Raw genomic sequence first — 24,036 nt, 5'->3', positions numbered from 1 at the left:
AACACTCTTACTTTATAAGTGTTTATGTTTCCCTTAGTAATTATGTTTTTATTGCGCATTCTTTTTTAAGTAATGCGTTTTTTTTTGCCTATTATTTAGCAAAATGTTTGCTTATTATTTAGCAAAATGAAATGAGTAAAGTCAACGCAACAAGGAAGTGAGGTCTTACGAGAACGGTTATACTTGAACAAGAGTTTTATTATCAGGAGTGAAAGATAGAATAGCACGTTAACTAACGCGCTATTCTGGCGAGTAATTATTAAAGACTATTTACCAAAATAGTCAGCTAAAAAAGTATCAAAATCTACTTGGTCAGCGTTTTCAATATCCTTTTGTCCTTGATGTGATTTTGTTGCCGCGTCAATAAAATACTGCTCATTAAACACCTGATAATCTGCCGCTAGTAACTGTTGACGATAGTCTTGTGCTTTTTGTAAAGCGATGCCCGTTAAGCTTTGATTTTGATTTACCACACAATCAAGTAATTGAGCGGAAGGTGTTAAATTAGGATCAAGCAATTTTTGTTGTTCATTGGCCACCGCTTGACTATATTTGTCACTGCCATAAGCACTATCTAATAAGATTGCGACTTTCTCCATTTGTTGGAAAATTTCACTGCCCCAGGCTTTCACTGATTTATCACAACCATTATCATTGAGTAGTAAAAGTGGATCTCTGCCTCGAACAACAACTTCGTCCATATTGGCATCGCAGCTTTCTTGTTGTTGATAAGTAAATAAAGGGCTATCTGCTAAGGCACAATAGGTAATGAAAACATCGAGAAAATAAACTTGCTCAATGCTTATCCCCGTATCAGAGAATGGATTAACATCAAGGGCGCGTACTTCAATGTATTCAACCCCTCTATTTCTTAATGCTTCTGAGGGTTTCTCTCCAGATTTAGCAACTTGCTTAGGCCGAATAGGCGCATAAAGTTCATTCTCAATCTGTAAAATATTACTGTTAAGTTGCTGATATTTTCCGTTAACCTTTACACCAAAGGCAGCAAACTTTTCTGAAGGTAAATTAATCGCATTTTGTACACCATCTAAGTAACCACTTAAATCGTTATAACAAATTTTCAACGATGCTTGCTCGCTGTTGGTGTAACCTAAATCACTCATTCTCAACGATGTAGCGTACTCAAGGTACATATAACCACTCGCTGACTTTTTGAAAGGAAGCGTGGTGGTTTTATTTTTCAAAAATGAACCACAAATAGTTGGCGAGCTACCGTAAAGGTAAGGTATCAACCAGCAATATCGTTTGTAGTTACGTAATAATGAAAAATATTTTTCTGATATAAAATCATTTATCGGTGCCTTATTTTCTGAAATTTTTTGCATACTTTGCCAAAAACCTTGAGAAAATGAGAAATTAAAATGAATACCAGAAATAACCTGCATCATACTACCATAGCGATTTTTTAGCCCTTGACGATAGGCTGTTTTCATTTGACCTACGTTTGATGAACCATAGTTTGCTAGCGGTATAGCATCATCATTATCAACAAAACATGGCATACTCATTGGCCACAGCAGTTCGCCATCAATTTTACTTAAGGTATATTTTTGAATATCTTGTAATTGCGCGATAGTTGTTTCGGGATCAAAACTCACCGGTGTAATAAACTCTAATAACGTTTCTGAGTAGTCCGTAGTGATATTAGGATGTGTTAACGCAGCGCCTAAGCTTTTATGGTGGGGGGCTAATGACAAACGTCCTTCAGGTAAAACGCGTAAGCCTTCTCGTTCTATGCCTCGCCCAATGCCTGTTAAGGAAGATAAATGTTCATCTTGGCTAAATGCCATTACATAGTCATCAAAAGAAAGTTTCAAAAATAATCCCTAATACATTAAGCGTAGCTGCTATTGACTATTTGAGGGTAATAATTAACTTTTCAATACTTTATCGTATTAAAAATCAATCTTAAGTGACATCCTCAAAATAAACATTCATTTTCTAAAAGCACTAGACCGTAATACGCTAGTTTTATTTTCAAAATAAAACTAATCAAATTTGTATGAATCTCTTACAAAGCAGTTTCTAAACATTAGCGCTTACGGTAAAGTGCCTTATAAGATAATAATAAGAAAATAGTTAAAATCATGCAAGACAGTCCTTTATCATTACTTCCTCCACTTGTTGCTATTGTGATTGCCATTTGGCGAAAAAACGCTCTACTAGCTTTATTCTGCGGTTTAATTTTAGCAAGTATAATGTCGACAAACTGGCAAATAATAACGGGCTTAACCGATGGTTTTTTGGCGATTGGTGGTGTATTCACTTCTACCAGTAACCTTTATATCGTTAGTTTTAGTTTATTAATTGGCGCGTTAGTAACCCTAATGAATAAATCAGGCGCGGTTAATGGTTTTATCGAAAAACTGTCCTCATTAAATTTAGTCAAAAACACTCGACAAGCGAGTATGCTGCCGACAATTATTGGTACCAGTATTTTTACCGATACTAATTTAAGTATGTTTACTGCTGGTATGGCTAGTCAGAAACTCTTTGATAAATATAAAATGAGCCGCGCAAAGCTAGCCTACCTAATTGACTCAACTTGCGCGCCAGTAAGCATTTTATTATTAGTAAACGGCTGGGGTGCTTATGTATTAGGGTTACTTGATGATTATCAACTTGCCGACTCAGTGGGTGTTCTAATCGGTACTGTTAGTTATAATTTTTACGCAATAATCGCTATTTCATTGGCTTTTTATACCGCCTACAGCGGAAAAATTTATGGTCCAATGAAAAGAGCAGAGTCTTTGGTAACCGACCAGCAACAAGATACTGTAAAACAAATAGCGCCAGCCTATATCATGTGGTTGCCTTTATTAACATTATTAGCACTGACCCTAATTTTATTATGGATAACAGGTGATGGCGACATACGCCGTGGCTCAGGCTCATTTGCTGTATTTTGGTCAATCATCAGCGCTTTTATTTTATTAGTGCTATTAATTACCTTGAATAAACTCCTTAGTGTTAAAGAAATAACCCTCAGCTCAGCTGCTGGCATTAAACATATGTTTCCTGCTGTTGCCATTTTAGTCTTGTCATTTGCTTTTGGTGACGCAATAAAAGGTTTGGGCACAGGTATTTATGTCAGTGAATTATTTAATGTTGAACTGCCGTTATTTTTAATGGCACCCGTTATTTTTATTGCCGCGGCGTTAATGGCTTTTGCAACAGGAACCTCTTGGGGGACTTTTGCTATATTGGTGCCTATTGCTGTACCTATCGCTCAACAGAGTGGGTTACCCATAGAATTTTTAGTCGCAGCAGTGTTAGGTGGTGGCGTATTTGGCGACCACGCCTCTCCTATTTCTGATACTACCGTGGTTGCATCCATCGCCAGTGGTTGTGATCATTTCGAACATGTTAAGACACAATTACCTTATGCATTATTTGGTGCTGTGCTCACAATTATTCTTTATATCTTGGTAGGATTAGGGCTTTCATAAGTGCAATCGATTAATATAATTTTTGAACACAATAATTTTATTATTGTAGAGAAACCGGCCGATGTTAACTTCCATGATGAAGGCGACCTTGAGCAAGGTTTTTTCAACCAAGTTAAAAAACAGGGAAAAGCGCAAGGTAAATTTGATGATTTATTCCCGGTGCATCGCCTTGATAAAATGACTTCAGGTTTAATGATTTTTGCAAAAAACTTAGCGACTACGCAACAGTTTCAAACGTTATTTGAACAACATAAGGTTGAAAAATATTACCTGGCGATCAGTGATAAAAAACCTAAGAAAAAACAAGGTTTGATTAAAGGCGATATGGAAAAAAGTCGCCGAGGCATGTGGAAATTACTACGAACACAAGTCAACCCCGCGATTACACAGTTCTTGTCGTATTCACTTAGCGATGGTCAGCGTTTGTATTTATTAAAACCGCGAAGTGGTAAAACCCACCAACTACGTGTTGCCTTATCCAGTATTGGCTCTCCAATACTCGGTGATCCACTTTACGCAACGCAAGACGCTTATCAAGAGCAACGTGGTTATTTACATGCATACGCGCTGAGCTTCACTTTAGATGGGGAAAAATATCAATTTGTACTTTGCCCATCTTCTGGAGAGAAATATTTAAGTGAATCTTGCCAACAACAATTAGAGGCCATTAAGACCCCTTGGTCACTTACTTGGCCAAATATAAGCTAGCAACGGCCCCTACTGAACGCGTCATCTAGGCCAAGACTTCGTCATCCTGATACTGAAATAAATTCAGCATGACGACAAAGGTGAAAGAAAAACACCATCCCACTTACTAACGCATAGTCATCCTAACCAATTCACTGAGACTGTGAACATAAAAAAAGCGAGCTAAGCTCGCTTTTTTTATGTTCATTTTTAAACTCTACTGTTTTAAAAAAGATTTAATGAATGAATAAACACGACACCTATCGCTGTTGGACAAACAAACTTGGTATACCAAGGCCAAATTTTCCAAAACACACTATGCTCTGCACTATCATGACCTTGCTTAAGCTCCATAAGCACATCATTTCTATGCCAAATCCAGCCAACAAAAACACAACATAGCATCGCTATAATAGGTTGCCCATATTGCGTAGCAGCAATGGCAACAAAATCGAGCATAGTTTCAATATTTAAAACGATAACCACGCTCAATAAGAAAATACCAATACCAATTAAGGTGGTCGCTTTTTCTCTTGGAAGGTCATGACGCTCAACCACGTAAGATACCGGTCCTTCAAGCATTGAAATAGAAGATGTTAAAGCGGCAATAGACATTAATAAGAAGAAAGCAAAAGCGACAAAACTGCCCACATTACCCATGCTTTCAAATAAACTGGGTAAGACAGTAAAGACCAGACTTGAACCATTGATTAAACTGCCATCTTCAGCAAATATCGCCACGCCTTGCGCTTGAGCAACATACATAGCAGGAATAATTAATAAGCCGGCTAGGAATGCGATAGACACATCAATAAGCGTGACTTGTGCACCTAGGGTAATTAAATTCTCTTTTTTAGAAATATATGAACCATAAATAATCATCACACTGGTGCCTAGTGACAAAGAGAAGAAGGCTTGCCCTAATGCGCTAATTAATAAATCAGCTTCAAATACACGGGAAAAATCAGGGTTCAAATAAGCATTTAATCCCTCAGCTGCACCATCTAAGGTAACAACATAAATAATTAACAGTATTAATAAACCGATCAACATTGGCATTAAACGTTTTGACCATTTTTCAATACCATCTTCAACGCCATGGCGAATAATAAAAACGGTCAAGACCATGAATAAGGCGGTAAAGCCTAAATTACGCCACAAAGATTGTGAAATAACCCATTGCGCTGCATCACTTAAACCAACAAAGGTTAAAACGGGTTCAACGGCATAAGACATCATCCAGCCAGCTAGAATCCCATAGAAACTAAGAATAAGTGCCGCACAAACTATGCCTCCAAAACCAACAAAGAAGGCGAATTTTTTCTGCCAAAGACTGCGTGACATTTTTTCTAACGAGCTAACTGCATTCGCTTGCCCGTATCGGCCTATCAATAATTCGGCCATAAATGCAGGGTAAGCTAAGCAAAAGGCTAAAACTAAATAAACTAAAACAAAAGCAGCACCACCATTACTTGCTGTTTGTGTTGGGAATCCCCAAATATTGCCTAAACCAACAGCGGAACCTGCCGCTGCCATGATAAAACCAATCCGAGAACTAAACCCACCTCTTGAAACACTCATTAAACGTAATCTTTATTATTATTAGAATGCGGTTAATCTACTTAATGTGTCATCAAAACAACAGCGTTAATTGTCTAAAGGTAAGCAATTTGTCACTAAAATCATCGTGTACTTGTAAAGATAAGATTACTTACCGGGTAAAACAAAAAGTAAACGTATAAAAAAACAGCACCGATAGTGCTGTTTTTTAGTATTAAGATATTCACCCTTCAAAGACTGAACGTATTAAGAAAGCGCTGTATTAGTCGCGAAAGTTATTAAACTGAAAAGATTGCTCTAGATCGCCTTCACGAATTAATTGCATGACCGCTTGTAAATCATCACGTTTTTTACCGGTCACTCGTACTTGATCGCCTTGAATGCCCGCTTGTACTTTTAACTTACTGTCTTTAATTAACTTAATGACTTTTTTAGCGATAGGCTGCTCAATACCTTCTTTAAATGAAAGATTTTGAGTGAAGGTTCTACCTGTATGCTCAGTATTAGAAAGGGTCAGGGCTTTAGCATCGATATTACGCTTTGCCAACTGCACGCGCACCATATCTACCAGTTGTTTTATTTGAAAGTCACCTTCAGCTTTTATTACCACATTGGGCTTTTTCCATTCAATGCTCGCTTCAACACCACGAAAATCAAAACGCGTTTCTAATTCTCTCTTGCAGTTTTCAGTTGCATTTCTTACTTCTTCCAAATTAATTTCGGAAACGATATCCATTGAGGGCATGATCTTGACCTTTCGATAATTCAATAATTTAAGTGTTGGCAATCTTAGCAAGATTACCACTAGCGGGTAAAGGTGATCGCAACCGCTATTTTCACATGTTATGATGAATAATTCTAAACTAATGACTTCATAAAATTACCCTTTAATGAAACGTTACATTCAACTACTAATTATATTAGTTTTTTTACTGGTATTAGCACTGATTTTTTTGATCCCTGACGATTTAAAAACCACCGTTATTAATAAAATACAAATAGATACTATTGGCCATGTTATTGGTTTTTTTGGTCTGACTTGGGTTTTAGTCGGTTTGATGAAACTACCTTTAATCAATACGGTTATTTGTTTATTTTTTTATAGTGCATTGACTGAATTAAGCCAGTATTACTTAGGCTTTCGCAGTGGGGAATTTTTTGACTTTGTCGCTGATGTTGTAGGCATATCTTTCTTTGCTGTTCTTCAGTGGATTTTTTTACTTTATCAACAGCCCAAAGGCATAAAAAGATAAGATGAATATTGTTATTGTTGGCCAAGGTGCAATAGGTTTACTTTGTTATCATCGGCTTTCTCAAGCGATAATTAACCAACAAGGTGATAACTTAGTGTCATTGTGGCCGTCAACGCCAACAACATTATCTGATTACCTTTTTAGTGAAATGAATGATATTGCAAAAAGCTTTCCATTTACAATGGCTGATAACCAATTAATAGCCAGTGCTGACGTTATAATTTTTTGTGTAAAATCTTATCAAGTCACCGATGCGTTGAAAGCTGTTGATCATTTAATCAGTGACGATGCAGTTATTATTCTTACCCACAATGGTTTAGGAACTCTCGAAGAAATTAGCCCACGACTTAAACCATCACAATGTTTATTGGCTTTGTTACTTACGCAAGGCGCTAAAAAAGTCGCCCCTTATCATGTTAAACATACCGGTATGGGCCATAGCGATCTGGGTATTATTTATGGGACGCTGGACTCAATAAAGCAAAAGCAATTGTTAGAACACCTTAATAAAAGCCTGAAACAGCTTAGCTGGCAAGAAAACATTCAACAAGCGCAATGGAAAAAGCTAGCCATTAACTGTGTGATCAACCCTATTTCAGCACTAAACGACATTGAAAATGGTGAAGTAAATCAAAAAGCTTACCAAAGAATGACCGAAGATATTATCAGTGAAGTCGTTGCTGTAGCGACGAAGGAAGGCGTAATATTAAGTGAAGTTTTATTACGACAGCTAATCCATAATGTTGCTAAAAGCACCAATAGAAACACCTCTTCGATGCGCGCTGATGTGCGTAATAAACGTCGTACAGAAATAGAGTATATCAACGGTTACATTCACCGTTTAGGGGAGAAACATAAACTAACCACAGCGATGAATACTCAACTATGGTTAGCTGTTAAAGCACTTGAGGATAAATATTGACCCGAGTTAACGAGTCATATTAAGGACGGTAAACTTTAACGTTCTTATAGCCTTCACCAATTAAGTAAAGTGCTTGTAGCTTACTCATTATACCTTGCTCACAATACAGTAAATATTCTTTGTCTTGCTCTAGCTCACTAAACTTATTAGATAGCTTATAAAAAGGAATATGAACAACGTTGACGTTTTCAAGTTCTAGAGGATTTTCGTCTTCTTCATCAGGGCTTCTAATGTCAATAACGATTGAATCGCTAGGAAGATCGTCTACTGTATCAACTGCATGAATTTCTTCTTCACTTTCTTTACCAATATCACGTATATCGTACATACGCGTTGCTTCAACAACCTTGTCTAAAACATCAAAATCAAAGTTTTCTTCTTCTGCTTCAATTTTAGATAATACCGCTTTAATGGTTGGGCGCTTTGATATTACACCACAATATTCCGGAATAGTTTTAGCAAAGTCTTCAGTACCAATTTTACGGGCGATATCAATAATATCTTGTTTATCATAAGCGACTAATGGACGGAGAATTAACGTATCAGTAACTCGGTCTATCACATTTAAATTAGTTAATGTTTGGCTAGATACTTGACCTAACGCTTCACCCGTAACTAAAGATTCTATATTCGCTCTTTTCGCTATTTTCGCAGCAGCACGCATCATCATACGTTTTAGAATAACGCCCATTTGACCGTTTTCAACATTTTCTAAAATTTCAGCAACAACCGGTTCAAAATCAACCGAAAAGAACTTTACTTTGTGTGATGCACCGAATTTATTCCATAAGTAGTAACTCACTTGTTTTACGCCAACTTCATGCGCAGCGCCACCCAAGTTAAAGAAACAGTAATGAGTACGAGCACCCTTTCTGATCATTTGAAAACTTGATACACCCGAATCAAAACCACCTGACATTAATGATAAAACATCTTCTTGGCTTGCTATTGGGAAACCACCTAGTCCTTGATGTCGTTCTGTGACAATAAATAAGTATTCATCTTTTATTTCTAATCGAATAGTTACATCAGGTTTTTTCAATTTAACTTTAGCGGATTCAACGTGCTCGTTTAAACCACCGCCAACATATTGTTCAACTTGTAAGGAATTGAAGTCGTGTGTTCCAATTCGTTTAGCTCTTACACAAAACGTTTTATTTTCAATTGTCTTTTCGTGTGCTGCTAATGTTTTTTCAAAAATGTTATGCACATCTGTATAGGTTGTTTGTTGAACTTCAAGAAAATGAGCGATGCCCGGCACACATTTTAAGGTATCAATAAGTGCCAAACGATTTTTAGGACAGTTATTTTTAGTATTAACCTCTATATTATCCCAGTTTGCCTGAGTGGTAATTTGCTCATCAACACGTCGTAAAACATTTTTAATGCTGGATTCTAAAATTTTAGTAAAGCGCTTACGAACCGGGCGACTCTTTACAGCAATTTCAGATTGGAGTTTTACGATGAATTTCATGAACAAACGACCCTAAATATAAAACTAGACTAAAGGCCATAATCGGCCGACAAAAATAATGGCGCGAATTATACACGAAATTGAAATAAAGAGTAAGTTGAAATGAAGAGTAAGTTGAAAAATGTACGCTAAGCAATAAACGGGGGTTTATCACTTAACGCCATCACGATAGTTGAATTTATCGGCTTAATTTATTATTTAATAATAGAAACAGGTTCGGTTTCCTTTGCTTTACCTTGGTTAATTGAAATCTCAACACGACGGTTTCTTCTGCGATTTAGCGCGTTAGTATTAGGCACTACCGGTCTTGTATCGGCATGACCAACAACCAGTAAACGTGACTGGTCAAACTCAGGGACTTTAATTAATTCATGAGCAATAGCGACAGCTCGTTTACTTGATAAATCCCAATTTGAAGAAAATAACTCTGAACTAATACCGCGATCATCTGTGTGTGCAGAAACCATAATTTCACCCGGAACCGTGTTGAGTAGCTCACCTATTTCTCTAATAATAGGGCGAAACTGTGGTTGTAAAAAAGCAGAACCCGAAGGAAAAGAACCATTTTCACGAATACGAATAATCACTTGTTGTCCGAGAGATTCAAGCTCTATGGCACCATCTTGAATTTGTTGTTCTAATTGATCAGCAATTTTTTTAACTAATTCATTTACTTGCTCTTGCGAAGCCTGCTCTAATTCGTCTTGAGCCTTTTGCATTGCCTGGGCTGACATTTCATCTGCAGTACTTTGTGATTGTCCACCACGTTCTGTACCTCGTTGTTCTTGTCGACCACCAGCAGACGTTTCATCACCTGCTTGAAACTCTAACATCTGTTGGGTCATTTCCATGGTTTGCTGTTGAATAACTTCTATAGGTGTTGGCTCAGGTTTACCTGGGCGAAATTCTTGCGCAATAATACTGGTGCCTTTAGGAATATCTTTTACTTCAATCTTATTTTGTACACCAAACGCAAACTTCATCGAACCTGCAATTTGTTTAAACTTTAAAACATCCATTTCAGAAAAAGATAACAGCAAAACGAAAAAGCACATCAATAGTGACATTAAGTCAGCAAAAGTACCCATCCAAGCGGGAAGCCCCGGAGGTGGACATTTACATTTTTCAGCCATAAATTACTCCCGTTACTCTTCTTCTGTGGTATTTACAGCACGTTTACCTTCAGCAAGATAGTTTTTAAGTAACCCTTCGATGACACGTGGATTTTGTCCGTCTTGAATACCCAGAATAGCGTCAAGAATAAGCTCCTGGTTCATTTTTTCTTCAGCAAGGCGAAGCCTGAGTTTTGACGCTATAGGAATGGCAATAACGTTAGCGAGGAATGCTCCATATAGGGTTGTTAGTAGTGCAACCGCCATAGCTGGACCAATAGATTTGGGGTCATCCATGTTTGATAACATCGCAACCAAACCAATTAAGGTGCCAATCATGCCCATCGCGGGTGCCACATCAGCAAGTGCCATCATCATACCTACGCCTGTTTCATGGCGTTCAGCAGTAAGCTCAATATCTTTTTTTAGTGTGCCACGTACTACATCTGCATCGTGGCCATCGACCAACATATCGACCCCTTTTTGCATAAAGCCGTTAGTTATCTCTGCTTCTTCTAAAGCCAAAAACCCCCCTTTACGAGCGGCATCAGCCATTTCAACTGATTTTTCAATAAGGTCGTCAGGCTGTTCAATTTTAAACATAAAAGCCTTACCTATAATTTTCCCAATTCCAAAAAACTGACCAAGATTATAGTTAGATAAAACAACAAATATTGAACCACCAAAAACAATAATAACTGACTGAACGTCAATAAACATGCCGATATCACCAGACAACATCATTGCCATAATGAGTAAACCTATTGCGCCTACTACACCTAATATTGTTGCTATATCCACAAAAAAGTCTCCACAAAAAAATGATACGGATAGTCGTATTATTTGATAATACATTAAGGTATTACGATACGCGAATACTTATATTCTTATCCACACTCGTGATTTAACCATAACCATCCAAAGCGCGCAGTTAAAACTGCATATGAATGGCTTACGGCTCTATAAGTTTATTATCGCCCATATTGTCAATAACTTAAGTAATTAGTCGCTATTTTTAAGGTTAACTTTGCTGAACAAAATAATTGTTCAATATCTTTAACAACGTATAGTCCAGAGACAGTTAATACTGCCAACTAAATTCGCCATATTTAAGCTTACCCAATTTATATTTATCTAGTTATCGTTAACCGCAGCGCTTTAACGATAAATATAAGCGCCAATATAGTCGTAGAATGACCGACAATAGAAAGTATATGATAGTCATTAAGGGGCAAAAGCATTTGAAGTTTATTGATTAATTAAGGCGTTTGGTATAAATTTGCGCCTAGATATTTAATCACTGAACTCTCGATGATGGCTAAGAAAAAAATAGAAAACTTAAGCTTTGAAGAATCACTCTTAGAACTTGAAACTATTGTTCAGAATTTAGAACAAGGAGCATTGAGTTTAGAAGATTCAATGACCCTTTTTGAGCGCGGCTTAAATCTCAGCCAAGCCAGTCAAGAAAAGTTAAAAAATGCTGAACAAAAAATTCAAATTTTACTGACTAAAAATGGTAAAGCCCAACTTGAAGATTTTGAAAACGAAGTTGACTCAGAAAGTTTGGGTAGTAATTAGTGACCCAATTATACCAACTCGACTTTTATCAAACGCGCATTAATGAATACCTTGCCGACAAATTAGCCGCTTATGAAATAAATGATCAAAAATTGCTATCAGCAATGCAATACGGCTTATTAATTGGTGGTAAGCGTATGCGTCCTTATTTAAGTTATATTACCGGTGATGCACTGGGACTTGAATTATCTGACGTTGACGGTATTGCGGCAGCATTAGAATGTATCCATGCTTTTTCATTAATTCATGATGACTTACCTTCGATGGATGATGATGATTTACGTCGTGGGCAACCAACTTGTCATAAAGCGTTTGATGAAGCGACCGCTATTTTAGCAGGTGATAGTTTACAGACACTTGCCTTTGATATTTTAGTTAATCATAACTTTAGCGCCGCGGTTGAATCAAAACGTATTAGCTTAATCCGTCAATTAGTCAATGCTTCAGGTTACCAAGGCATGTGCGGTGGACAAGCACTTGATATTTCTGCGACCGATAAAGTGATCACTTTAGCTGAACTAGAAAAACTACATTCACTAAAAACAGGTGCGTTGTTAAAAGCTTCTGTGACCATGGTTACAGAGTTAAGTAACGATATTTCTGCCGATGAAAAGCACCAACTCGCCATTTATGCTGATCATATTGGTTTAGCCTATCAAGTGCGCGATGATATAATTGATATTATTTCTAGTGAAGAAGAACTAGGAAAACCAGCAGGTTCAGACGTTTCCTCTAATAAAAGTACCTACCCTGCGCTATTAGGTTTACAGGGCGCTCAGCAAAAAGCTGACAACTTATATCAACAAGCACTTCAAGCTTTAGCAACTTTACCCTACAATACAGATAACTTAGCTCAATTTGCGACGTTTATTATCAAACGCGCTCATTGATCTTGCTCTTGCAATTTAAAGAATAAACAAAATAAATATGACTATAAATCTTGCCGACTACCCTTTATTGGCCAATATAAATTCTCCTGACGATCTGCGCATGTTAAATAAAAGTCAGCTAATTCAGGCCAGTACAGAACTGCGTAGTTACTTATTAAGTTCTGTAAGTAAAAGTAGTGGCCATTTTGCTTCTGGTTTAGGCACAATAGAATTAACGGTCGCATTACATTATGTTTATAAAACGCCTTTTGATCACCTTATATGGGATGTTGGCCATCAAGCTTATCCACATAAAATTTTAACGGGTCGGCGCGATCAACTGCATACTATTCGTCAAAAAGATGGTTTGCACCCTTTTCCGTGGCGTGAAGAAAGTGAATATGATGTATTAAGTGTTGGCCATTCAAGCACGTCTATCTCTGCGGCACTAGGTATGGCTGTTGCTGCAGAACAAGAAGCAAAAAATCGTAAAGTTGTTGCTGTTATTGGTGACGGCGCAATGACAGCAGGTATGGCTTTTGAAGCGTTAAATCATGCTGGTGATATTAAAAGCGATATGCTGGTTATTTTAAATGACAATGAAATGTCAATTTCAGAAAATGTTGGTGCATTGAATAATCACTTTGCTCGATTGTTATCTGGCAGTATATATACAGGAATACGCGAGGGTGGTAAGCGCATACTAAAGGGTATTCCACCTATTAAAGAATTAGCAAGTCGTGCAGAAGAACATTTAAAAGGCATGGTTGTACCCAGTACCTTTTTTGAAGAGTTAGGCTTTAATTACATTGGCCCTATCGACGGTCATGATGTCAATGGTTTGGTTGATACCATTACTAATATGCGTAACTTAAAAGGGCCTCAAATCCTTCATATTGCCACGAAAAAAGGCAAAGGTTATCACGCAGCAGAGCAAGACCCGATAAAATATCATGCTGTCCCTAAATTTGATCCCGCACAAACGAGTTTGCCAAAGAGTAAGCCATGTTTACCCACTTATTCAAAAATATTTGGCGATTGGCTCTGCAGAACAGCAGAAAATAATGATTCACTAATAGCCATTACACCTGCCATGGGTGAAGGCTCTGGCATGGTTGAATTTAGTCAGCGCTTTCCTAAGCAGTACTTTGATGTCGCGATTGCAGAACAACACGCGGTAACTTTTGCTGCGGGTCTCGCTATTGGCGGTAAAAAACCGGTAGTCGCTATTTATTCAAGCTTTTTACAGCGTGGTTACGATCAATTCATTCATGATGTGGCGATCCAAAACTTACCCGTTTTGTTCGCGATTGACCGAGCCGGCATTGTTGGCGCAGACGGGCCAACTCATCAAGGCTCATTTGATTTAAGCTTTATGCGTTGTGTTCCAAATATTGTTATTATGGCGCCATCGGATGAACGAGAATGTCAATTGATGCTTAGCACGGGTTTTAAGCATGATGGTCCTGCGGCTGTTCGTTATCCAAGAGGGTCAGGCAATGGTGCGCCTTTACCTGACATCAGCGAGACAATTGAAATAGGTAAAGCAAAAACTATCTTAGAAACAACCACTGAGAGTGCTGAGCCGAAGGTTGCCATTTTAAACTTTGGTAGTACTTTTGATGAAGCCAAAGTAGCGGCTCAACAATTAAATACTACGCTCATTGATATGCGTTTTATAAAACCGCTTGATGTAACACTTATCGACCACATTGTAAAAAGCCATAGTATTATTGTGACCGTTGAAGATAATGCAATTGCGGGTGGCGCAGGTTCAGCAGTCAATGAATATATACTAAGCCAAGGTGTTGCGATTAAAATATTAAATATTGGCTTACCTGATACCTTTATCAAGCATGGTACCCAACAAGAGATTCATCAAGAACTTGGTTTAGATAGTAAAGGTATTATTGATAAAATAACCCATTTTATTGAACGCTAAATATTGTTAAAACGTCCACCAAAAGTCACTAATAATAGTTAATTATTAGTGACTTAATCTTTATCCCCCCTTCTCTTTCCTTCTAATTATTCTTAGATTGTTACGACTAATTATTATTTTTTCTTTAAAAACTTGTCTTTATCTGCTTAAATAATATACGTGATATATTTCTCATATATGAATAAGGATTATTTAATGAAATTCACTCAAAATATTATTTCTCTTGCGCTAATTTCAGCCCTCACCGCTTGTGGTGGCTCCAGTAGCTCTAGTACTAAACCCCCTACAATAGCACCACCACCTGCTCCAGTCCTCATACAAACCGTTGTCAAAGGTAAAGCGATAAAAGGCACAATAGCAAACGCTGTGGTTACTGTTTATAAATACGTTGACGGAAAAGCGGTTAAACTTGAAGATGACGAGTTAGCTGCATCTTCAATTATTACTGAAGATGATGGTAGCTATACCATTACCCTTTTAGATTACGACGGCGCTATCAAAGTAGAATTATCTGTAGGTGAAAACACCACGATGATATGTGATGCTCCTGCAGGTTGTGGTGAATTAGCCCACGGCGCCCCAATAGCACTAGCCACTGTTGATCCAACCTTAGTCTTATCAGCGATTTCAACCGTAGGGAGTGATAATGCAGGGACCGCAAATGTAAATATTTCAGCTCTCACCCATTTAGCCGCAGCACTTATAGAAGCCGATGAAAGCGGAGTTAGTGAAACAACAATACAAGCGCACTCTTCTATTATTGCCAATGCTTTTAATATTATGGGCAGTTTAACGGCACTTGAGCCAACGGCTGTCGAAAATGCAGCCAGTGTTGCAGGTGAAGATAATGTTAATGAGTTACGCTACGGCTTGATCAATGCTGGCATTATGTCTGTTTTGTTTGCCGGCCAAGAAAATGCTACGGGTGTTCTATCAAATAGATTAGCCGATGTTATTGAAGATATAGTCGAACACAATGGCGCATTACTGGTACATCAAGATGATAACGATGAAGGTTTTGAACTGTCTTTAGTTGAAGTTCTTGATAGTGCTGGCGATGTCGCAGCTGCTGCAGCTCAAGCGATAGCTGCAGATCCAATATTATCAAGCCAAGATAACAGTGAAATACTGGGCGAGCTTGACCAACAAGAAATCACCTTAGAAAATCAATCAGAATATGAAGAGGCCAATGAAGATGAAGATGGCCGCAGTGAACCTGAAACGGAAGTACCAACAACAGGTGATGCTATTGCTAAAGCAAAAGCTATGGTTGCTGATGTGCGTCTCTTTAGTCATCTATTTGAAGTGGGTAAAGAAGCCAATACCGGTGTAACTACCGAAGGCGACAAGTACATCGAGCTCATTGATAGTGCTGGTTTAATGATTGAGGCTGAAGCAGCGAGCTTTTTATTACTAGCAGACGTTACCGACGCCTTATCAGAAATGGGCATAAGGTATGAAGCAGGCACCATTACGGAGGGAACCTTCCCAATAGGCCCATTTTTGAGTATTGATGGTGCGGTAGGCTCTATAACGCTTGATGAAGAAACGGCTAATGGCGGCATATTATTTAAAATCAGTGCCACTTCAGGTAGTGAAAAAATCAGCTTAAATGCTTCTGCTGTTTTTGCTGAAGACGGCTTGAGCATTGTTTTAAACCTTGATGGTTCAATTGAATCAGCGGGTGCCATGCTATCGTTAACTCAAGGTAGCTTCGCAAAAGTTAACCTTGATAGTGCGATCACTCGAACCTTACTTGAAGATGATACCTACGCAGGAGAAATAACCTCTGGTGAGTTATCGCTTGAAGTTATCTTAGAACAAAAAGCAAGTGATACAGTAATAGACCCCGTCGCTTTTACTGGCATGATTAAAACTAAGCTAAAGCCGGTTAAATCACATGTTTTAGATGCAGTTGAACAATATGCAAGAGATGAAAATTACATAATTATTAGGGATGAAAATGGTAACCCTGTGCGTGAAGTTGATCGATACTTAAAGAGTACCGAAACTAATATTCTTCCAGAAATGCTAACCTTAAGTGGTGGGTTTAGCTCGTTAGAAGGTAACTTAATTAGAGCAACTTTAACTGTTAACATTAAAAACTTAGAAAATTACGAAGCTCCTGAATTTAAATACATTGGCGCTCCGGTTGCCGATATGTATACAATTACCGTATCTGATGATAAAAACACTCTGAATGCAATATCTTCAGAGTTAATGTCTCAACCTGTCGATTATACTTTTGTTTTTACCTCTCATGACACACAAGGTGCTTGGAGTAGCGAAGAAACAATTTGGAATCCAGATCAATCTACTGAAACACCACATCGAGTCAACACTACAACACGAATTCCTCGAACATATGGCACAATGTCTGGCTTTGATACTGCAACCAATTTAGACGAATGGGCTTTCTTCGAAACAGTTACTCCAAATGATGATAATGGTGATGGCGTTGCTGATAGTTACACTTGGAAAGGCTATTCGGGTTCTATAATCAATGACGATTACGCTTTAGTTAATAATGAGGGTGAAGTTCATGATTTAGTAACACCTGAATGGGGCTCAAGTAGCTATGATACATTTGAAGAGTTGATGGAAGCACATAGAATGTATCCCGCTTCAATAGCGAATGCAGCAGATGCATTTATATTTGAGATTAAAGCATTTGAACGTAATGAACTTGAAACTAACTTAACGACAGGTGCTCGTGCATCAGTTTTCTTTAGCGATAATGATTATTCTGCAATCGCTGAAGGGGGGGTCACAGTAATTGCTGCAAATATTACTTCGAGTTTGCCAATTGAAGATGTATTTACAATAACGGTGAGTGATGACAGCAACACAGTTACTGTAAAAGACGATACTTATACTCGAGTCTATGGTGTTGATTATACGAACACGGCTAACTTTACCTTTACTCGCCATGTAACAAGTAATATCGGAGACGAGGTTACAGATATAAGAACTTTTTCAACAAATGATGTTGATTTAGATGTAGAAGAGCTCTTAATAAACCGACACGCTTCTTTTGGTATAGACGATGAGTTTTATCTATTAGTTCGAATCACTCCTATTGATGAAAATAATGATGGTTTAGCTGATTACTTTACTCAATCATACACATATAGCGATTACATCAATGAAGAAGGCGTATTAGTTGATGAAGATGGTATCGCTTTAATAGAGAATCCTTTTTATGCATTTGATACTTGGGAGAGTGCTGAACTTCATTGGCAGATACCTTTTAATCCTTTTTCAACAACAAATGCTTTAGAAGCTTATAAGCAGTTTATAGTGAATGGAAGAGGATCTTACTTAACAACATATATCGACGGTGTAGGTTCAGTGGAAGCAGAACTATCAACCGAAGATATTGCTTCAATAGTTATAGGTAGTACAACCTTTTCTGGTGTTAACACGCATCCAGATAGTGATGAATCATTAGAAAACGAAGATGTTTTCTTAGATTTAAGTGCTGCGCTCTCATTAGAAGCAACTTTAGGTGATTACCAAGTAAACTTAATGCTATCAGGTCAACGTACCGCTTTTGATGACGGTAAGTTCGATCTTGAAATGAGTTACAAATTGCCTGGCGATGAGAATATGCGTAAGTTTGTTGCCCATATGAAAACTGATGAAGAAGGCTCTTTTAGTGTAAATAACAGCGAAGGTGTATTACTCATAATGAATGATGTGGAAGATTCAACATCCGATGTTATTGGTAGTATTGTAGTAGGTTCTTCAGCAACTAAAGTTGCTGATATAGAAGATCGTGATGGTGTTATTTGGTTTGTATTTACCGATGAAACAACCGAAACATTATAACCTCCATCATTAGCTAAACAAAGAGTAGAGATAAAATACCAGTCATGTGTGTGACTGGTATTTTTTTACTTATAAGTTAAGTTGTTTTATTAAACTTAAACTGTGTTTAACTACAATAAATATCATGGAAAACACGGCTAGAACTTAAGGAAGTTAATGAACGTTAATTATTTATTTTTATTACTATTGATATTTTTATCCACTTTTTCTCAAGCTTCAACAAAAATTGAAGTATTTACCACAAGCCAATCATTTAGTAATATTTTACCCGTTAAGCAACTGATTACTGACAACTGGCGACAATCACCAAAAAAAAATGCCAGTGACGGTTTTACACAAAATGAAGTGGGTATGAGCAGTTATTGGCAGCACTTGTCATTGAGTGTTGCACAACGCTATGATTATTTTGTTTATTCAAATCCCGATACAGCAAAAGTATTCTATTTAGACAAAAACGATTTAGCACTCGACACACAAGAAGAATATCATATCGCATTAAAGTTATTCCATCAGCGTAGTAATGGTTTACGTATCGGCTATAAATATGAATTTGAAAACTTTAGTAGTGAAATACGTCTCGGTTATTGGGACTTAAATGTCACGAGGGAGTCTAACTTAACGGGTACCCTTGCTAGTGATCTTAATGGCAATATATCTGCCATTGCACAATTAGATGAGTTTTATACTGCCAATAATTTTTTAAAGCGCCGCAACAGTAATGATTGGGATGCCGATGGCACAGGTATAACGATTGATATTCATTTACGTTGGCAGCTAAGCCAATACTTATCTATTAACGCTGACTTAAAAGATATCTATAACCATTTTACCGTTGACGAATCTGGCTTTAGTGCGGGCAACATAGATACCGATGGTACTTTTATTAATAGTGTTGGCGGGGTCGCCTACTTACCTGTTTATCGTGGTAAAGAAACAACCAGCAAACATCAGTTTAAGTTACCTAAACAATTAAGCTTTATCGGTTTTTATCATCACAGCGAGCAAATAAGTTATCTAGCGCGTTATAAAAGACAGGGCGAGCAAAATTTTTATTATTTAGGATTCGATATCGCACACGAAAATTCATCAACACGGATTTCATTTGATATTGAAAATAACGCCCCAGAAATCCAATATAAAAATGACTGGCTTTCAGTTACCTTTGCGATTGATAGTCTTAAAATAGAACAGGCAATGTTACTAAATTTAGGCTTTAATCTCTACTATCGCTTCTAAAACTAGCCAGTGGCTAAAGCCATATAACTTTTAGCTTACTTTGAAAATACAGCTAAATTTAGCCTTTAATCTCGACTTTCACTTCTAAAGTTAGCCGGTGGCTGAAGTGATGTCGCTTTTCGCTTGCATTGCACGGGAGAACCAACTAATTTAATGACAAAACTATTAATTTTTTAATTTATATGAAAATTTTCGTTTGGATTATTAGCTGTCTTTTCATTGTTACCCTTAATAGTAGTTTTGCTGCTGTCGTTGAAAAAGACATCTTTGATCTCAGCATAAAAGAACTAATGCAAGTACGTATTAGTTTAGCGACAAAAACTGAAGAAACTGTTCTAACAGTACCTTCAACAATCACGGTCTTTGAACGCACTGATATTGAATCATTAGGGGTGAAAAATGCCTATGATGTGATGAATTTTGTTCCTGGCTTTCAAATGACTCGTGGTGATTGGGTGGGAGCAGTCCCGAAAGAACATGCACGTGGCGTTTATTTAGACAATGGTTATATTCTTGTTATGCTCAATGGCGAACGACTTAATGAAGTTTCCTTTGGTAAAGCTTCCGTTTATACCCCCCATATTCCCATTGATATTATTGAACGTATTGAAGTTATTCGAGGTCCTGGCTCAGCGCTTTATGGCAGCAATGCTTTTTTAGGTGTGTTAAATATAATTACTCAACAATCAGTTAAGCAGCTTAAAGTAAGTATAGGTGAAAAAGGTTATAAGCAACTTTCCTCTAGCTGGCAAAAGTCGCTCTCTAAAAACTTACGTTTACACAGTAATATTTCGATTGAGAAGTCTAATGGCCATCAATATACCTCACCATTGAATCGCCAAGTTAAAGACCCCTATAGTAATACCTATTTAGAACTCGGTGCACACTATAAAAATAATAAACTTAACATCCGCTACAGCGAAAATGAACTCGATGAATTTATTAATCTTGGTGGCTATTCTGTCGATAATATCCACACCAGTGAAAGCTTTTCAATATCGGGTAAAAGTAAGATATGGCACAATGACAAGCATCAGCTAGAGATTAAGGCGTCTTATAGCCTCTTTGAAATCAAGTCTGCTGGGATGGCCTTAGCAAAAGAGTCTGGCCTTATCGAAAATGATTTTTTGGTGGGGCCCTTTTGGCGCACTCAATCAAGCGATGTAAACCTAGATCACAGTTGGATAGTTAATCCACGTATTCATCTCAATTCTGGGGTTGAATATCGCCGCGCTAATCAATTTCAATCGGGTAACGCCGTCACTTACTATGATTATCAGCAAGAGCGGATTATCGTTAGTGATGAAAATTATCTCGACAAAATTGTCGCTATCGCTGTGATGCCTGAAACAAAAGCGTTAAACCAAGCCCAAGCAATGCATGGAATTTACAGTCAACTCAAGTGGCAAGTCGCCAATAATATTAGTTTATTTTTAGGGGCTAGGTATGACAATGTGATAGATATTGATCATAAACTGTCACCGCGTGCCGCAGCCGTTTGGCAAGCCAATAAAAACCATAGCTTAAAACTGCAATATGGTGAGTCATTTCGTACTCCGGTAAACAACGAACTTTATTCAAATGACAGTGTGACTAACGGCAACCCTAATTTATCCTCAGAGTTTGTCAAAACAACAGAGCTCGTTTGGATATATCAACATAATGATTTTTCCAGTGAACTGGTCTTTTTTCATAATGATTTACGAGACTTTATAAATAAGGTTCCTGACGATGGCGACGCACAATTTACTTTTGTTAACCATGTTGATATGGAAATTAGTGGTTTAGAAAGCAGTGCCAGTGTTGAATTAACGCCAAAATTACGTTTTTCAGTCAATTACACCCATCTCTTTGATGACCCCATTAACGAGAGTTTTAAACACTTTGGTAGCGCCAATTTAAGCTATAAGTCAGGACAATGGAAATTCAATGTTAATGGTATTTGGCGAGATGAAGTAACACTACCTCCAATTAATGATGTCCGTTTTATACAAAAACAGTATTTTTTAATTTCAGGTAAAGTCACTTATGAGCTTGATAAAAAACAGCAACTTTCATTCATTGCGCAAAATTTACTGGATAAAGATTATGTTGTCTTCGACCCAAGAGTATTTAACGGTGAAGTACCAGGAAAAGGCAGAGAAATATCAGTGAGTTATCGCTATCAATTTTAACGCAATCACAAGCTTAAATGTTCATCTATAAAAATATTTCTATAGATGAACAAACTCGGACTAACGTTAATTATTCCGCTATATATTCAACAACTTCAAGACCAAATCCTGATAACGAATGATACTTAGTTTGTGAACTTAACAAGCGCATCTTACTAACACCTAAGTTAGAAAGGATTTGTGAGCCTACGCCAACGTTACGAGAGCCAACATGACGCTTTATTTCATTAACAACTTCACCCGCATCAATTTTTGCATACTTTTCAACTTGAGAAATTAACTCCGCAGTAGATTCATGCTTACCTAAAAGTACTAAAACACCGCCTTCTTTGGCAATTTTTTCTAAAGCATTAGCCATTGGCCATTGAGCAACACTCTCACGTTGGCTAAATAATAAATCTCTAAAGGTATTTTCTAGATGAACACGAACTAGTGTTGGTTCGTCAGCTTTAATCTCACCTTTAGTTAGGGCAAAGTGCGCCTGTCCATCAATGGTGTCTTTAAATACTGTTAAATCGAATTCTCCAAAGGCTGTTGGTAACTTACATTGAGAGACACGTTCAATAGTGGTCTCATTAGCATTTCTATATTCAATTAAGTCGGCAATGGTGCCCATCTTTAAATCATGCTTTTCAGCAATAATTTCTAAGTCTGGGCGGCGCGCCATAGTACCGTCTTCATTGAGTATTTCAACAATAACGGCGGCAGGCTCTAAACCCGCTAAACGCGCTAAATCGGTTCCAGCTTCCGTATGGCCTGCGCGATTTAATACACCTCCATCTTTGGCTATTAATGGAAAAATATGCCCCGGCTGAACAATACTTAAATGATTAGCATCTTTGGCAACAGCAGCTAATACAGTCGTTGCACGATCGCCAGCAGAAATCCCGGTAGTTACTCCTTGAGCGGCCTCAATTGACACCGTAAAATTAGTGCTAAATTGAGCGTCATTTTTTTCAACCATCAAAGGTAACTTGAGCTGCTGGCATTTTTCAACCGTCATCGGCATACAAATTAAACCACGACCGTGAGTCGCCATAAAATTAATGGCTTCGGGGGTTACTTTTTCAGCAGCCATAATGAAGTCACCTTCATTTTCTCTGTCTTCATCGTCCATCAAAATGACCATTTTACCTTGAGCAATATCGTCAATAATTTCTTGTGGGGTATTTAAATTCATGATCATCTCTTTTATTTAATTTTTTTTCATAATTTTGAGGAATACAATAGTGCGCTTGATATACAGACGCCACCTTGTTTGTTTACTTCATAAAACCGTTACGTGCTAATAGTTCATGAGTCACACCAGAACTATGGTGCTCGGCCGTGCTAGCGGCTTTTTTTGTTAATAGCCTTTCGATATAACGGGCGATTAAGTCAACTTCTAAATTGACTTTAGTGCCCGCTTTATATTGAGCAATAATGGTTTGCGCGTTAGTGTGAGGAACGATCGTTAGACGAAATTTATCATCGGTGACACTGTTAACTGTTAAGCTCGTGCCGTCAATTGTGATAGAGCCTTTTTCGGCAATGTATGGCGCTAAATCACTTGGCATTTCAAGCCAGTATTCTAGGCTATTACCATTATGTTCAATCGAGGTTATTGCAACCACAGCGTCGACATGGCCAGACACCATATGTCCGCCAAAACGAGTGGTGGGTAACATGGCTTTTTCTAAATTAACAGCCTGCCCTGTTTGATAATCAACAAAGCCAGTACGCTGTAAGGTTTCATTAGAAACATCGGCACTATAAGTTGATGAGTCAAAAGCGACAACGGTTAAACAAATGCCATTGGTCGCTATTGAATCACCTAATTTAACATCACTCATATCTAATAAACCGGTGGAAATAACAATTCTTGCACCCTGTCCAGTAATGTTTATCGCTTGAATGCTACCAACTGCTTCAATTATTCCTGTGAACAT

The 24,036-nt window shown here is 37.7% G+C and carries 18 protein-coding genes; 10 read left to right on the top strand and 8 right to left on the bottom strand.

Annotation, left to right across the window (positions count from 1 at the left end; translation table 11 throughout):
* Nucleotides 1–266 precede the first annotated feature (266 nt).
* Entirely contained in the window at nt 267–1,838 is a 1,572-nt protein-coding gene (gene gshA / locus H4J62_RS17330) for a glutamate--cysteine ligase (protein ID WP_310733511.1), read from the bottom strand.
* Nucleotides 1,839–2,108: 270 nt separating this feature from the next.
* On the opposite strand from gshA, the gene H4J62_RS17325 reads away from it, so the two are divergent.
* Both H4J62_RS17325 and H4J62_RS17320 read left to right on the top strand, forming a co-directional pair.
* The gene (locus H4J62_RS17325) at nt 2,109–3,470 is read left to right on the top strand and encodes a Na+/H+ antiporter NhaC family protein (protein ID WP_182216726.1); all 1,362 of its coding nucleotides are present in this window, start codon (nt 2,109–2,111) and stop codon (nt 3,468–3,470) included.
* The gene (locus H4J62_RS17320) at nt 3,471–4,178 is read left to right on the top strand and encodes a TIGR01621 family pseudouridine synthase (RefSeq protein ID WP_182216724.1); all 708 of its coding nucleotides are present in this window, start codon (nt 3,471–3,473) and stop codon (nt 4,176–4,178) included.
* Between the two features lie 204 nt (nt 4,179–4,382).
* Here H4J62_RS17320 and H4J62_RS17315 read toward each other — a convergent pair whose 3' ends face one another.
* Nucleotides 4,383–5,738 (bottom strand): sodium-dependent transporter, encoded by a 1,356-nt coding sequence (locus tag H4J62_RS17315; RefSeq protein ID WP_182216722.1) that lies wholly within the window; start codon nt 5,736–5,738, stop codon nt 4,383–4,385.
* A 241-nt stretch (nt 5,739–5,979) separates the two neighbouring features.
* Nucleotides 5,980–6,462: a YajQ family cyclic di-GMP-binding protein gene (locus tag H4J62_RS17310; RefSeq protein ID WP_182216720.1), complete on the bottom strand. Its 483-nt coding sequence runs from the start codon at nt 6,460–6,462 to the stop codon at nt 5,980–5,982.
* A 145-nt stretch (nt 6,463–6,607) separates the two neighbouring features.
* On the opposite strand from H4J62_RS17310, the gene H4J62_RS17305 reads away from it, so the two are divergent.
* Both H4J62_RS17305 and H4J62_RS17300 read left to right on the top strand, forming a co-directional pair.
* The gene (locus H4J62_RS17305) at nt 6,608–6,970 is read left to right on the top strand and encodes a VanZ family protein (protein WP_182216719.1); all 363 of its coding nucleotides are present in this window, start codon (nt 6,608–6,610) and stop codon (nt 6,968–6,970) included.
* 1 nt (nt 6,971) lies between these two features.
* Nucleotides 6,972–7,892, top strand: coding sequence for a ketopantoate reductase family protein (locus H4J62_RS17300; RefSeq protein ID WP_182216717.1), 921 nt, complete (start codon nt 6,972–6,974; stop codon nt 7,890–7,892).
* A 19-nt stretch (nt 7,893–7,911) separates the two neighbouring features.
* Here H4J62_RS17300 and thiI read toward each other — a convergent pair whose 3' ends face one another.
* The 3 genes from thiI to pomA form a co-directional block, all read right to left on the bottom strand.
* Nucleotides 7,912–9,366, bottom strand: a complete 1,455-nt coding sequence (thiI, locus tag H4J62_RS17295; protein ID WP_182216716.1) for a tRNA uracil 4-sulfurtransferase ThiI — start codon at nt 9,364–9,366, stop codon at nt 7,912–7,914.
* Nucleotides 9,367–9,560: 194 nt separating this feature from the next.
* Entirely contained in the window at nt 9,561–10,499 is a 939-nt protein-coding gene (locus H4J62_RS17290) for a flagellar motor protein MotB (RefSeq protein WP_070375869.1), read from the bottom strand.
* 12 nt (nt 10,500–10,511) lie between these two features.
* Nucleotides 10,512–11,279, bottom strand: coding sequence for a flagellar motor protein PomA (gene pomA / locus H4J62_RS17285; protein ID WP_182216714.1), 768 nt, complete (start codon nt 11,277–11,279; stop codon nt 10,512–10,514).
* A gap of 513 nt (nt 11,280–11,792) precedes the next feature.
* Here pomA and H4J62_RS17280 point away from each other — a divergent pair.
* The 6 genes from H4J62_RS17280 to H4J62_RS17255 all read left to right on the top strand — a co-directional run bounded on the left by H4J62_RS17280 (nt 11,793) and on the right by H4J62_RS17255 (nt 22,108).
* A complete protein-coding gene (locus tag H4J62_RS17280; RefSeq protein ID WP_070375867.1) occupies nt 11,793–12,056 on the top strand; it encodes an exodeoxyribonuclease VII small subunit in 264 nt (87 codons plus the stop codon).
* The gene (gene ispA / locus H4J62_RS17275; RefSeq protein WP_182216712.1) at nt 12,056–12,946 is read left to right on the top strand and encodes a (2E,6E)-farnesyl diphosphate synthase; all 891 of its coding nucleotides are present in this window, start codon (nt 12,056–12,058) and stop codon (nt 12,944–12,946) included. Before H4J62_RS17280 ends, ispA begins: the two co-directional genes overlap by 1 nt.
* 37 nt (nt 12,947–12,983) lie before the next feature.
* A complete protein-coding gene (dxs, locus tag H4J62_RS17270; RefSeq protein ID WP_182216711.1) occupies nt 12,984–14,867 on the top strand; it encodes a 1-deoxy-D-xylulose-5-phosphate synthase in 1,884 nt (627 codons plus the stop codon).
* Nucleotides 14,868–15,062: 195 nt separating this feature from the next.
* The gene (locus H4J62_RS17265) at nt 15,063–18,698 is read left to right on the top strand and encodes a hypothetical protein (protein WP_182216709.1); all 3,636 of its coding nucleotides are present in this window, start codon (nt 15,063–15,065) and stop codon (nt 18,696–18,698) included.
* A gap of 156 nt (nt 18,699–18,854) precedes the next feature.
* Nucleotides 18,855–19,934: a hypothetical protein gene (locus H4J62_RS17260; protein ID WP_182216707.1), complete on the top strand. Its 1,080-nt coding sequence runs from the start codon at nt 18,855–18,857 to the stop codon at nt 19,932–19,934.
* A 182-nt stretch (nt 19,935–20,116) separates the two neighbouring features.
* A complete protein-coding gene (locus H4J62_RS17255) occupies nt 20,117–22,108 on the top strand; it encodes a TonB-dependent siderophore receptor (protein WP_182216705.1) in 1,992 nt (663 codons plus the stop codon).
* 70 nt (nt 22,109–22,178) lie between these two features.
* On the opposite strand, the gene ribBA is transcribed toward H4J62_RS17255, so the two are convergent.
* The gene (gene ribBA, locus H4J62_RS17250) at nt 22,179–23,288 is read right to left on the bottom strand and encodes a bifunctional 3,4-dihydroxy-2-butanone-4-phosphate synthase/GTP cyclohydrolase II (RefSeq protein ID WP_070375862.1); all 1,110 of its coding nucleotides are present in this window, start codon (nt 23,286–23,288) and stop codon (nt 22,179–22,181) included.
* An 82-nt stretch (nt 23,289–23,370) separates the two neighbouring features.
* A complete protein-coding gene (locus tag H4J62_RS17245; RefSeq protein WP_182216703.1) occupies nt 23,371–24,036 on the bottom strand; it encodes a riboflavin synthase in 666 nt (221 codons plus the stop codon).

The sequence above is a fragment of the Colwellia sp. BRX8-5 genome (assembly GCF_014077325.1).
Classification (GTDB): Bacteria; Pseudomonadota; Gammaproteobacteria; order Enterobacterales; family Alteromonadaceae; genus Colwellia_A.
The sequence above is the reverse complement of the archived record's forward strand: the minus strand, read 5'-3'. Positions and strand labels throughout refer to the sequence as shown.